Origin of the sequence: Pseudomonas sp. FR229a (assembly GCF_030209115.1) — a bacterium.
In the GTDB taxonomy this organism is placed as follows: Bacteria; Pseudomonadota; Gammaproteobacteria; order Pseudomonadales; family Pseudomonadaceae; genus Aquipseudomonas; species Aquipseudomonas moraviensis_A.
In genome coordinates, this window is the sequence record NZ_JARVSP010000004.1 from 61,410 (window position 1) to 73,225 (window position 11,816).

The window sequence follows — 11,816 nt, forward strand, 5'->3', positions numbered from 1 at the left end:
ATTCTGACAAGGTTAATTCCCGGGAGCTCAGCCCCTCAAGCCTTGGAGTATAGGGGGTCTACGGATGTGGCAAGTTGTCACAACGCAATTCTTTGATAAATCGCAGGCATAAAAAAACGCCCGCTTCCGTGAGGAGGCGGGCGTTCTTTTTTGAACGTGGAAGCGGAATTAACGCTTCGAGTACTGCGGACGCTTACGCGCTTTACGCAGACCGACTTTCTTACGTTCAACTTCACGGGCGTCGCGGGTAACGAAGCCAGCTTTGCGCAGAGCGCTACGCAGGGTTTCGTCGTAGTCCATCAGAGCGCGAGTGATGCCGTGGCGGATTGCGCCAGCCTGACCACTTACACCACCGCCGATCACGGTGACGTAGATGTCGAACTTCTCGACAGTCTCGGTCAGCTCCAGCGGCTGACGAACTACCATGCGGGCAGTTTCGCGGCCGAAGAAGTTATCCAACGAACGGTTGTTGATGGAGATGTTACCAGTACCCGGACGCAGGAAAACGCGTGCGGTTGCGGTCTTGCGACGGCCAGTGCCGTAATTTTGAGTCGCCGACATAATGAACTATTCCGTTAAATCTTCAGTTCTTGGGGCTGCTGAGCAGTATGAGGGTGTGCAGCGCCCGCATAGACTTTCAGCTTACGGTACATGTCGCGACCCAGTGGGTTTTTAGGCAGCATGCCTTTAACCGCGGTCTCGATCACGCGCTCAGGGGCTTTGGCGATCAGCTTTTCAAAGTTGATCGACTTGATGCCGCCCGGGAAACCGGAGTGGGAGTAGTACATTTTGTCAGTGGTTTTAGCGCCGGTAACACGGATCTGCTCGGCGTTGATGACGACGATGTAGTCGCCGGTGTCAACGTGAGGAGTGTACTCAGGCTTGTGCTTGCCACGCAGACGGCTCGCGATTTCGGTGGCCAGACGACCCAGGGTCTGACCAGCAGCGTCGACGACAAACCAGTCGCGCTTTACTGTTTCCGGTTTAGCAGTAAAAGTTTTCATTCTTTATAGCCTCAGGGGCCGCCTGTAAATAAGACGGCGGATCTTACTGAATAGTGCGTACTTTGACAAGTCAAAGGCAGCCGGATACAGACGCTTTCGGGGGCTCGGGTCGGCGCGTCCGTTCAACGGCAAGATTCTTCGGCGGCGGCGCATCACTTCCACTGCAGAAAGAGGTCGGCAATTATGCAGATTGCGAAAAATTTTTCAACCTGCTTTTATGATTGTTTTGCCCAAGGAGCACCCGATGGACTATCGCCAGCTAGGCCGTACCGACCTGAACGTGAGTGCAATCTGCCTCGGCACCATGACCTGGGGCGAGCAAAACACTGAAGCTGAAGCCTTCGCCCAGATCGAAAGGGCCAAGGAAGCCGGGATCAATTTCCTCGACACCGCCGAAATGTATCCGGTGCCGCCAAAAGCCGAAACCTACGCCACCACCGAGCGCTACATCGGCAATTACTTCAAGCGTCGCGGTGACCGTGCCGACTGGATCCTCGCCAGCAAGATCGCCGGCCCCGGCAACACCATCGACTACATCCGCGACAAGAACCTGCGGCACAACCGTCAACACATCACCGAAGCACTGGACGGCAGCCTCAAGCGCCTGCAGACCGATTACATCGACCTGTACCAACTGCACTGGCCGGAACGCAGCACCAACTTTTTCGGACAGCTGGGCTACAAGCACAAGATCGAAGCCAACCTGACCCCGCTCGAAGACACCCTCGAGGCTCTCGACGAGCAGGTAAAGGCCGGCAAGATCCGCCACATCGGTCTGTCCAACGAAACGCCATGGGGCACCATGCGTTTTCTCGCGTTGGCCGAAGCCCGTGGCTGGCCGCGCGCCGTGTCGATCCAGAACCCCTACAACCTGCTCAACCGCAGCTTCGAAGTGGGCCTGGCGGAGATCGCCATCCGCGAACAGTGCGGCCTGCTCGCCTATTCGCCACTGGCGTTCGGCTTCCTCTCCGGCAAGTACGAAGGCGGCGCCCGCCCACCGAAAGGCCGCCTGAGCCTGTACAGCCGCTTCAGCCGCTATTTCAACCCGCAATCGGAAGCGGCGTGCAGCCGTTACGTGGCACTGGCCCGTGAGCACGGTCTGGATCCGGCGCAAATGGCCCTGGCGTTCGTGACCCAGCAACCGTTCGTGACCAGCAACATCATTGGCGCGACGACGCTGGAACAGCTGGACAGCAACATTGCCAGTTTTGATCTGAAACTGTCTGATGAGGTGTTGGCCGGGATCGAAGCGATTCACAAGGATCATCCGAACCCTGCACCTTGAATGACCGCTAGAAGCTTTGCGAGCAGGCTCGCTCTCACAGGTACGGTGATCCCCTGTGGGAGCGAGCCTGCTCGCCAACAGGCCCGCCAATACAGCGAAGATCAGAGCGACCGCGCAATAATCTCCTTCATGATTTCATTGGTGCCGGCATAGATCCGTTGCACCCGCGCATCCGCCCACGCCCGGGCTACCGGGTATTCCCACATGAAGCCGTAGCCACCATGCAGTTGCACGCATTCGTCGAGCACTTTGCACTGCAGGTCGGTGCCCCAATACTTGGCCATCGCCGCCGTCGGCACATCGAGTTTGCCTTGCAGGTGCAGTTCCAGGCAGCGGTCAACGAAGACTCGGCCAATCTGAATCTCGGTAGCCATCTCGGCCAGTTTGAAGCGGGTGTTCTGGAAGTCGGCAATCGCCTTGCCGAACGCCTTGCGATCGCGGGTGTAATCCAGCGTCCATTGCAGCGCTGCCTCGGCCGAGGCCAGCCCGCCGATGGCCACGGTCAGGCGCTCCTGCGGTAATTCCTGCATCAGATAGGCAAACCCGGCACCCGCCTGCCCGAGAAGGTTTTCCTTCGGCACACGAACGTCCTGGAAGAACAATTCCGAAGTGTCCTGCGCTTTCATGCCGACCTTCTCCAGGCGCTTGCCCTTCTCGAAGCCCGGCGTATTTGCCTCCACCAGAAACAGGCTGGTGCCCTTGGCGCCGGCCTTCGGATCGGTCTTTGCCACCACAATCACCAGGTCAGCCAGAAAGCCATTGGTGATGAAGGTTTTCGAGCCGTTGATCACATATTCGTCACCTTCCAGTACCGCTGTGGTCTTGACCCCTTGCAGGTCGGAACCGGCGCCAGGCTCGGTCATGGCAATCGCTGTGACCATTTCGCCCGAGACCAGCTTCGGCAGGTATTTGTGCTTCAGTGCTTCGCTGCCGTAATGCAGGATGTACGGCGCGACGATGTCCGAGTGCAGGGAAAAGCCGATGCCGGTCAGGCCCAGGCGACCGACCTCTTCAATCACCACGGTGCTGTACAAAAAATCCGCGCCCAGTCCGCCATATTCCTCTGGCAGATGCGAACAGAGCATCCCCGCCTCCCCCGCTTTGTTCCAGAGTGCGCGATCGATGTGCCCCTGCTTCTCCCACTGAGCGTGATACGGCACGGCCTCTTTTTCGAGGAAAGTTCGTACGCTGTCGCGGAACAATTCGTGCTCGGAGCTGAACAGGGTTCTGGGGATCATGCGGCACCTTTGTTTTTGTTGGAGGGATACGGCATTCAGAGACTAAGCCCGACTCCCGCTACGCGACACTGGACACATCCGACAAAAAATAAGACGATCCAGCCGTCTGGTGACCACTTTCCCTTATAAAAACAAAACAAAAGTTGAATTATGTCCAAGCACGTCTCCCCGCCCTTGCGGCGCGTCAGCATCCTGGCCGTCGACCGGGTTTTCGCTTACACCCTCATGCAGGCTAAGGATTTTTTCCATGTGGCCAGCCTGCGTTATGGCAAACAACTGGGCCATGGCCTGACGCCGGCGTTCGAAACGCGCCTGGTCAGCCCTGATGGCAAACCGGTAAAAAGCTTCAGCGATGTAGTCATGCCGGTCGACGGCGGCCTGGAAAACGCCGATGTGATCATCCTCCCGGCGTTCTGGGACGATTTCGACACGCTGTGCAGCCGTTATCCGCAGATCCTCCCTTGGCTGCGTGAACAGCATGCGCGCGGCGCGGTGTTATGCGGTGAAGCCACGGGAGTGTTCTGGCTCGCCGAAGCCGGCCTGCTCAATGGCAAGGAAGCGACCACCTACTGGCGCTTCTTCAATGCATTCGCCGAGCGCTTCCCCAAGGTCTATCTGAATCAGGACAAGCACCTGACCGATGCCGACAATCTCTACTGCGCCGGCGGCACCACCTCGGCCTGCGACTTGTACATCTACCTGATCGAACGCTTCTGCGGCTCGAACGTGGCGCAGGCCGTGGCTCGCGACATTCTTTACGAAGTGCAGCGCAGCTATTCGCCGGGACGCATCGGTTTCGGCGGGCAGAAACTGCACCAGGACGTGATCATTCTGCAGATCCAGCATTGGCTCGAAGAACATTTCGCCGACAAGTTCCGCTTCGAAGACGTCGCCCGCGAGCACGGTATGAGCATCCGCAATTTCATGCGTCGCTTCCAGACCGCCACCGGCGACAAGCCGCTGCACTACTTGCAGCGCCTGCGCATCGAGACCGCCAAGGGCTTGCTTTCGGGCACACGCAAAAGCATCAAGACCATCAGTTATGAGGTCGGTTACGACGATGCGAGCTTCTTTGCGCGACTGTTCCGCCAGCACACAGAACTGTCGCCTAACCAGTATCGGCAGCAGTTTCAGCAGGCGGCATAATTTTCCTGCAACAGCGCAATTCCAATGTGGGAGCGAGCCTGCTCGCGATTGCGTCCGTCCGTGCAGCATTGATGTTACTGACCCAACGCTATCGCGAGCAGGCTCACTCCTACAGGGTGTTGCGGTGAATTCTGGATATAAAAAAAGGGCCTGCAATCGCAGGCCCTTTTTCTTTGCCGAAACTCCGCTTAAGGCTTGTGCGCCCGCGACAGAAACTCGTGGGATTGCATCTCCAGCAGGCGGCTCAGCGTGCGCTGGAACTCGAAGGTCAGGCGTCCGCCGGTGTACAGATCCTTCAGCTCGACTTCGGCAGAAATGATCAGTTTGACGTTGCGATCGTAGAACTCGTCGACCATGTTGATGAAGCGCCGGGCGATGTCGTCGGTGGTGACGCTCATCTGCTCGACGCCGCTGAGCAGCACCGCGTGAAAGATCTTGCCCAGTTCGATGTAGTCGTTCTGGCTGCGCGGGCCGTCGCACAGTTCGCGGAAGTCGAACCAGGCCACGTCATCACAGGTACGCAGGGCGCGGATTTCGCGGTTCTCGATGATCAGTACATCGTTCTCCACCGCCGCCGTGCACTCCGGCGTCAGTGCCTTGAAGCTCTTGCGCAGGCTTTCGTGCGCCGCTTCGTCGAGCGGATAGTGGAACAGCTCGGCTTGCTCGAGGTGACGCAGACGGTAGTCGACGCCGCTGTCGACGTTGACGATCTCGGTGTTCTGCTTGATCAGCGCGATGGCCGGGAGGAAGCGCGCGCGTTGCAGGCCGTCCTTGTACAGACCGTCAGGCACGATGTTCGAGGTCGCAACCAGGGTCACGCCGTTCTTGAACAGCTCTTCCATCAGCGTGCCGAGGATCATCGCGTCGGTGATGTCGGAGACGAAGAATTCATCGAAGCAGATCACCCGCGACTCGGCCGCGAAGCGCTTGGCAATGATGGTCAGCGGGTTCTTCTCGCCGCCGAGGGTTTTCATTTCTTCGTGCACACGCTTCATGAAGCGGTGGAAGTGCGTGCGGGTCTTTTCCTTGAACGGCAGTGCTTCGAAGAAGGTGTCGACCAGGTAAGTCTTGCCGCGACCGACGCCGCCCCAGAAATACAGGCCCTTGACCGGTGCCTGATCCTTTTTGCCAAACAGCTTGCCGAGAAATCCCGGCTTGTTCTGGTCGGCGGCGATCAAGTCGTCGTACAGACGCTGCAAGTGACGCACAGCAGTTTCCTGCGCGGCGTCATGGAAGAAGTCCGGGCGTTTCAGATCAGCTTGATATCGTTCTAGGGGCGTCATAATTCGTTAGCAAGGCAACAAAAACGGGCCGTCACTGTAGCGACGGCCTGTGGGAATGGCAATCGGCCCTTGGTCGGGTCGTGCCTCCGATCAGTCCTGCGCTGGGGTCAGCGCTACGCGCAACGCCTCGATGGCGGCATCTCGCGCTGCAGCATCGGCGAAGGCTGGGCTGTCACCCACGCGCTCACCGGCCAGCCAGACGCTGAAGCTCAGGCCTTCAGTGCGTACGTCCAGCGGTTCGCCGGACTGCAACTGTTTGGTCGCCTGTCCAGCGGTTTTGCCATCGGCGAAGTTGCGCGACAGCAGCAGTTGCTCGCCATCAGCCGCCAGCAGACGGAAACGGAAGCTGCCATCCTCTTCGCGGAAGCTGACGAAACGCGCAGCCTTCGCGGCTTTCTTCTTGGTGGTCGCGGCGACCTGAACCTGATTGACGAAAGAACGCAGGCCAACGGCTTCGCGCAACTCATTGAGGAACGGCGTGGCAACAGCGCGGGCCTTCTTCGCACCGATCTGCAGAATGTCTTCCAGGTCCGCCGGACGCTCGATCAACTGGTGATACTTCTCGCGCGCCTCGCCCAGCTCATTGTCGAGCAACTGGAACAGACGATTCTTCGCCTCGCCCCAGCCCAGACCACCGAGCAGTTCGCGGCGGAATTCGTCAGCCTGCGCCGGTGTGGCGAAGGCCTGGAACAGGGTGAACAAGTGCGAGTTGTCGGGATCTTTCGCTTCGCCCGGGGCCTTGGAGTCGGTGACGATCCGCGAGATCGCGTCCTTCATCTCTTTGGCGCTGGAGAACAACGGGATGGTGTTGTCGTAGCTCTTCGACATCTTGCGACCGTCAAGGCCCGGCAAGGTCGCCACGCTTTCTTCGATCAGCGCTTCGGGCATGGTGAAGAATTCTCTGCCCTGACCGAACAGATGGTTGAAACGCTGGCCGATATCGCGCGCCATCTCGACGTGCTGAATCTGGTCACGACCTACCGGCACCTTGTGCGCGTTGAACATCAGGATGTCCGCGGCCATCAGTACCGGGTAGCTGTAGAGGCCCATGGTGATACCGGCATCCGGGTCTTCACCGGTCTCGACATTCTTGTCCACCGACGCCTTGTAAGCGTGCGCGCGATTGAGCAGGCCCTTGGCGGCGACGCAGGTCAGCAGCCAGGTCAGCTCGGGGATTTCCGGGATGTCGGACTGGCGGTAGAAGGTCACGCGATCGACATCGAGGCCACCGGCCAGCCAGGTTGCAGCGATTTCCAGACGCGAGCGCTGGATGCGCAGCGGGTCATCGCATTTGATCAGGGCGTGGTAGTCGGCGAGGAAGTAGAACGAATCGGCCTGGCTGTCGCGGCTGGCGAGGATTGCCGGGCGGATGGCGCCGGCGTAGTTGCCCAGATGCGGCGTGCCGGTGGTGGTGATGCCGGTGAGAATGCGGGTACGGTTGGTCATGGGTAATCGCTTGTCAGACTGCAATCAATTCGAGAGACGCGGCAGCAGCAGATCCTTGAGATCGGTCAGCTTGCCGTGAAAAAAGTGTCCGCATTCTGCCACTTTCAGCAGCTCATGGGGGCGCTGGAGTTTGTCGGACCAGTCGTAGACCAGTTGCGGATCGATGACTTCGTCGGTTTCCGGCTGGATCACGGTCAACGCGCCGTGCTGCGGCAGTTGATCCTGCTCGCCCAGGCGCATCACCGCCGGGGCGACCATGAACAGGTGTGCAAGCTGCACGCCTTGGGCTTCGAGACGGCCGCCGAGACTTGCTGCAACAAATCCGCCGAAGGAGAAACCGAACAGGGTCAGGGGCAAGTCCGGGTGTTTTTCGCGCAGCCATGCGGCGGCGGCCTGGGCGTCGTCGACTTCACCGGTGCCCATGTCGTGCGTGCCCTGGCTGGCGCCGACGCCGCGATAATTGAAACGCAAGGTGATCAGGCCTGCGTCGCGCGCGGTGCGCTGCAGGGTCGAGACGACCTTGTTGAGCATGGTGCCGCCCTGTACCGGGTTCGGATGGCAGATCAGCGCAATGCCGCGCGACTGCTCGTTATCCAGGTACAGGGATTCCAGTTGACCCACCGGGCCGTCAATCACTACAGGGGTTTCACGCATCAGCAAGGGAGGAACTCCGTGACCTCGAATCGGGTCGACTCGTCTAGCAAATTGTCTGTGCCAATCTATTGCGAGTGAATCGCGGTATACAGCGCAGGTTCGAGCCGTTAACGTAAAGCAAAGCCGTTTATAGAGGAAGGACTCGTGGAACACTCGCTCTTAGTTTGGTTGTTACCGACTCTTGCCCTGGTTGTGGGTGTCGCCATTGGATTCCTGATCGCGCGCGTTGCGCCGAACGCCGCACCGAGCCGCACGCAGCGTCAACTGGATGATATCCAGGAGCGTTTCGACAGTTATCAAAACGAGGTGGTCACCCACTTCAACAGCACCGCGATGCTGGTCAAGAAGCTGACCCAAAGCTATCAGGAAGTGCAGGATCATCTCGCCGAGGGCGCCAACCGTCTGGCCCTGGACGAGCAGACCCGCCAGCGCCTGATCGCTGCCCTGCACGCCGACGCAGCGCAGGCCCCCCGCGAACGCCTGACGCCACCGCGCGATCAGGAACCACCGCGTGACTATGCACCGAAGAATCCGAACTCGCCGGGCATGCTCGATGAGCACTATGGTTTGAAGAAGTAAGCAGTCTTCGCGGGTAACAAAAAGCCCCCGGACATTGATGTGTCCGGGGGCTTTTTTGTGTCTGGCAGGTTTCTGGTGCCCATTTTATCGCCATCGCGAGCAGGCTCACTCCTACATTTTGGAATGCGTCCCACTGTAGGAGTGAGCCTGCTCGCGATGACGCCGGCGGCAATGACACAAAAAAAATGCCCGATCACAGGACCGGGCATTTCTTCATTCAGGCAGTCGCTTACGGGTACTGCTGAACCGTACCAGGTTGCTGTTGCTGTTGCTGATCACCATACTGCTGGCCCGGAATCGCCTTCAGGTTGACTTCAACCCGGCGGTTCTGCGCACGGCCATTGACGTCACCGTTGCTGGCGATCGGATTATCCGGGCCGGCGCCACGGGCCGACAGGTTGGCACCGCTGACGCCTTGCGAGGTCAGGTAGGTCGCCACGCTCTGCGCACGACGCTGGGACAGGTCCATGTTGTGCTGGCGGCTGCCGGTGCTGTCGGTGTAGCCGACGATTTCGATCTGGTTCTGGTTGAACTCTTTCAGCGAGTTGGCCAGGTTGTTCAGCGGCTGATAGAAGCTTGGGGCGATGTTCGCCGAGTCGGTGGCGAAGGTGATATTGCCCGGCATGATCAGCTTGATCTGATCACCCTGACGCTGCACCTCAACACCAGTGTTGGCCATGCTCGCGCGCAGTTTCTTTTCCTGCTGGTCGGCGTAGTAACCGTAGCCGGCAGCGGATGCACCGACAACAGCGGCGCCGATCAAAGCGCCCTTGCCACGGTTGTCGTGGCCGATGGCAGCGCCGGCGAGTGCACCGGCCAGCGCACCGAGGCCACCGTATTTGGCGGTTTTGCTCATGCCCTGCGAGCCACCGTCGGCCTGACCCTGATTGTCATACGGATTGGGCGAGGCGCAGCCGGACAGCACGGCCACGGCAGTAGCGACAATAATCAAACGACGCGTGGTGAACATGGAGAGCTCCTGGTCTTTTTTGCATTCTTTGGTGCAGCGGCCACCGATCAACTAATGGACCTGTGCGGGCGTTGGATCATGACAATGCCTAAAAATTCCGCCCGCCGCCCGTGACAAAAAATTCAGGCACGCACAAACGGGTTCTCTCGCATCTCGTCACCCAGACGCGTGTCCGGACCGTGCCCGGTAACAACGGTTGCATCCTCGTCCAGCGTATATAGCCGCTGCTTGATCGAACGCACGATGGTCGCCTGATCGCCGCCCCATAAGTCCGTGCGCCCTACTCCGCGACGAAACAGCGTGTCTCCGGCAATCAACAGCTTAGCCTCGGAAAACCAGAAGCTCATGGAACCTGGCGTATGCCCCGGCGTGTGCAGCGCGACGCCGCAACCACAGGCCAGTTCTTCGTCATCGCTCAACCAGCGATCCGGCGAGGGTACGGGGGTGTAAGGCACGCCGAACATCTGGCATTGCATTTCGAGGTTGTCCCAGAGGAATTGATCCTCCTTGTGCAAATGCAGGGTCGCACCGGTTTTCTCTTTCATCTGCCCGGAAGCCAGGAAGTGATCGAGATGCGCGTGGGTGTGGATGATGCTGACGACCTTCAAGCCATGGACGTCGAGGCGGGCCATGATCAGGTCAGGGTTGCCGCCCGGGTCGACGACGATGGCTTTCTTGCTGATCGGGTCGCCGATGATCGTGCAGTTGCACTGCAAAGGGCCGACGGGGAAGGTTTCGCGGATCAGCGACGGGCTTGGGACAGACATGACAAGAATCCTGAAGCAGGCAGGGAAAAAATCCGGTTCAGGATTGTACCGTACACGTCGATATAGATTACCAGGACGGGAAATTGGCGCCATTGATCAGAAAGTAATGGCACAATGATGCCAGCGCACCCGTTTTTCGTGCAAAATCGATCCCTTGTAGCGGCCACATTCCAGGACAGGCCGCAGAATTTATCAGGAACTCTGCATGCCACGCCCAACTGGTTACACCTACGCTACGCGCGCCTACTCCACCGGCGTCAACCCAGTCGACAGCCTGATATCCGGCTATAAATGGGAAAGTACCAAGTGGTACTCGCCAGACGCTGTAACCAGTCTGACTTACAGCTTCATTACGCCTGGCGTTTCTGTCTTTGCGCCCAACTACAGCGCCGATAACGAGTACAAAGCGGCGTATGCGCTGACTGGTGCGCAGCAACTGGGCATCATGACCGCACTCGACACGTGGTCAGCCGTGGCCAACATCACCTTCCAGCTGGCCCCTGAGACGTCCTCCAGCGTAGGTGACATGCGATTCGGCGGCTACCAGCTCATGGATGCCGATGCCGCGGCATGGGCCTACACGCCCGCCGAAACTCCCAACGCCGGTGATGTCTGGCTCGGCCCGAACACCAATAATCCTGCGCCCGTCAAAGGCACTTATGACTTCATGACGTTTGTTCATGAAATCGGACACGCGATTGGCTTGAAACATACATTCGCACCGTCAGCCAACAATAGTCTCACCATCGATCCATCGCTTGACGATGTCGCATTCAGCGTCATGAGCTACAACAACAATTATTCCTATCTGCCGACCACACCCATGGTGCTCGACATTCTGGCGATCCAGAGTTTGTATGGCATCAACAAATACTGGATGACCGGCGACAACAATTACTCGTGGGCCCCCAACCAATCCATTTTCGAGACGATCTGGGACGCTGGCGGCATCGATACGATCGACGCAAGCAACCAGTTGGCGGCTGTGTCGATCGACCTCAATGAAGGTCAATACAGCAAAATCGGCAAGATATTCACCGATCAGGGTGGCAACGATTTCAACCAGGGGCTGGCGATTGCATATGGCGCCAAAATCGAAAACGCCACTGGCTCGAATTTCGATGACATCCTCACGGGCAACGCGCTCGACAATTTCATCAACGGCATGAATGGCGCCGACACCATGAACGGTGGCGCTGGCAACGACATCTACATCGTCGACAATATCGGCGATATCGTTACCGAAACCGGCACCTCGCTCGCGGAAATCGACACGGTCTACTCCTATGTCGACTACACCCTGGGGGCTAACGTCGAGGTGCTCAACCTGGTCGGCAATGCCGTAAACGGCACCGGCAACGCGTTGAACAATTCGCTGTACGGCAGCGCCGGCAACAACGTGCTGGACGGCGGCGCAGGCGCGGACCTGATGGTCGGCGGCACT

Annotated in this window: 12 protein-coding genes; 4 read left to right on the forward strand and 8 right to left on the reverse strand. The window is 58.8% G+C overall.

Translation table 11 applies throughout. The annotated features are described in order from the left end of the window. Positions 1-168 precede the first annotated feature (168 nt). Both rpsI and rplM read right to left on the reverse strand, forming a co-directional pair. On the reverse strand, positions 169-561 hold the full coding sequence (gene rpsI / locus QRN33_RS03565) for a 30S ribosomal protein S9 (RefSeq protein WP_003228056.1): 393 nt from the start codon (positions 559-561) through the stop codon (positions 169-171). A 14-nt stretch (positions 562-575) separates the two neighbouring features. Beyond that, positions 576-1,004 carry a 50S ribosomal protein L13 gene (rplM, locus tag QRN33_RS03570; protein ID WP_003228062.1) on the reverse strand — a complete coding sequence of 143 codons (429 nt, stop codon included), beginning with the start codon at positions 1,002-1,004 and terminating at the stop codon, positions 576-578. A 244-nt stretch (positions 1,005-1,248) separates the two neighbouring features. Here rplM and QRN33_RS03575 point away from each other — a divergent pair, with 244 nt between their 5' ends. Beyond that, positions 1,249-2,289, forward strand: a complete 1,041-nt coding sequence (locus QRN33_RS03575) for an NADP(H)-dependent aldo-keto reductase (RefSeq protein WP_253495796.1) — start codon at positions 1,249-1,251, stop codon at positions 2,287-2,289. A 101-nt stretch (positions 2,290-2,390) separates the two neighbouring features. Here the strand turns inward: QRN33_RS03575 and QRN33_RS03580 are convergent, their stop codons facing one another. After that, positions 2,391-3,527 (reverse strand): acyl-CoA dehydrogenase family protein, encoded by a 1,137-nt coding sequence (locus QRN33_RS03580; RefSeq protein WP_064364294.1) that lies wholly within the window; start codon positions 3,525-3,527, stop codon positions 2,391-2,393. 249 nt (positions 3,528-3,776) lie between these two features. Here QRN33_RS03580 and QRN33_RS03585 point away from each other — a divergent pair, with 249 nt between their 5' ends. Then, the gene (locus tag QRN33_RS03585) at positions 3,777-4,673 is read left to right on the forward strand and encodes a GlxA family transcriptional regulator (protein WP_165839204.1); all 897 of its coding nucleotides are present in this window, start codon (positions 3,777-3,779) and stop codon (positions 4,671-4,673) included. A 188-nt stretch (positions 4,674-4,861) separates the two neighbouring features. On the opposite strand, the gene zapE is transcribed toward QRN33_RS03585, so the two are convergent. The 3 genes from zapE to QRN33_RS03600 form a co-directional block, all read right to left on the reverse strand. After that, the gene (zapE, locus tag QRN33_RS03590; protein ID WP_039761353.1) at positions 4,862-5,956 is read right to left on the reverse strand and encodes a cell division protein ZapE; all 1,095 of its coding nucleotides are present in this window, start codon (positions 5,954-5,956) and stop codon (positions 4,862-4,864) included. Between the two features lie 90 nt (positions 5,957-6,046). Beyond that, positions 6,047-7,402, reverse strand: a complete 1,356-nt coding sequence (locus tag QRN33_RS03595; protein ID WP_285407102.1) for a tryptophan--tRNA ligase — start codon at positions 7,400-7,402, stop codon at positions 6,047-6,049. Positions 7,403-7,426: 24 nt separating this feature from the next. Further along, a complete protein-coding gene (locus tag QRN33_RS03600; RefSeq protein ID WP_285407118.1) occupies positions 7,427-8,056 on the reverse strand; it encodes an alpha/beta hydrolase in 630 nt (209 codons plus the stop codon). A gap of 144 nt (positions 8,057-8,200) precedes the next feature. Here QRN33_RS03600 and QRN33_RS03605 point away from each other — a divergent pair, with 144 nt between their 5' ends. Further along, positions 8,201-8,635, forward strand: a complete 435-nt coding sequence (locus tag QRN33_RS03605) for a Z-ring associated ZapG family protein (RefSeq protein ID WP_042609742.1) — start codon at positions 8,201-8,203, stop codon at positions 8,633-8,635. A 229-nt stretch (positions 8,636-8,864) separates the two neighbouring features. Here the strand turns inward: QRN33_RS03605 and QRN33_RS03610 are convergent, their stop codons facing one another. Together QRN33_RS03610 and QRN33_RS03615 are read right to left on the reverse strand one after the other, a co-directional pair. Then, positions 8,865-9,605: a YiaD family glycine zipper/OmpA-like lipoprotein gene (locus QRN33_RS03610; RefSeq protein WP_227973049.1), complete on the reverse strand. Its 741-nt coding sequence runs from the start codon at positions 9,603-9,605 to the stop codon at positions 8,865-8,867. 122 nt (positions 9,606-9,727) lie between these two features. Continuing rightward, positions 9,728-10,372, reverse strand: a complete 645-nt coding sequence (locus QRN33_RS03615; RefSeq protein WP_285407109.1) for an MBL fold metallo-hydrolase — start codon at positions 10,370-10,372, stop codon at positions 9,728-9,730. 205 nt (positions 10,373-10,577) lie between these two features. Between QRN33_RS03615 and QRN33_RS03620 the strand changes: the two genes are divergently transcribed. Beyond that, on the forward strand, positions 10,578-11,816 hold a 1,239-nt coding region (locus QRN33_RS03620; protein ID WP_285407112.1), incomplete at its 3' end, for a M12 family metallo-peptidase.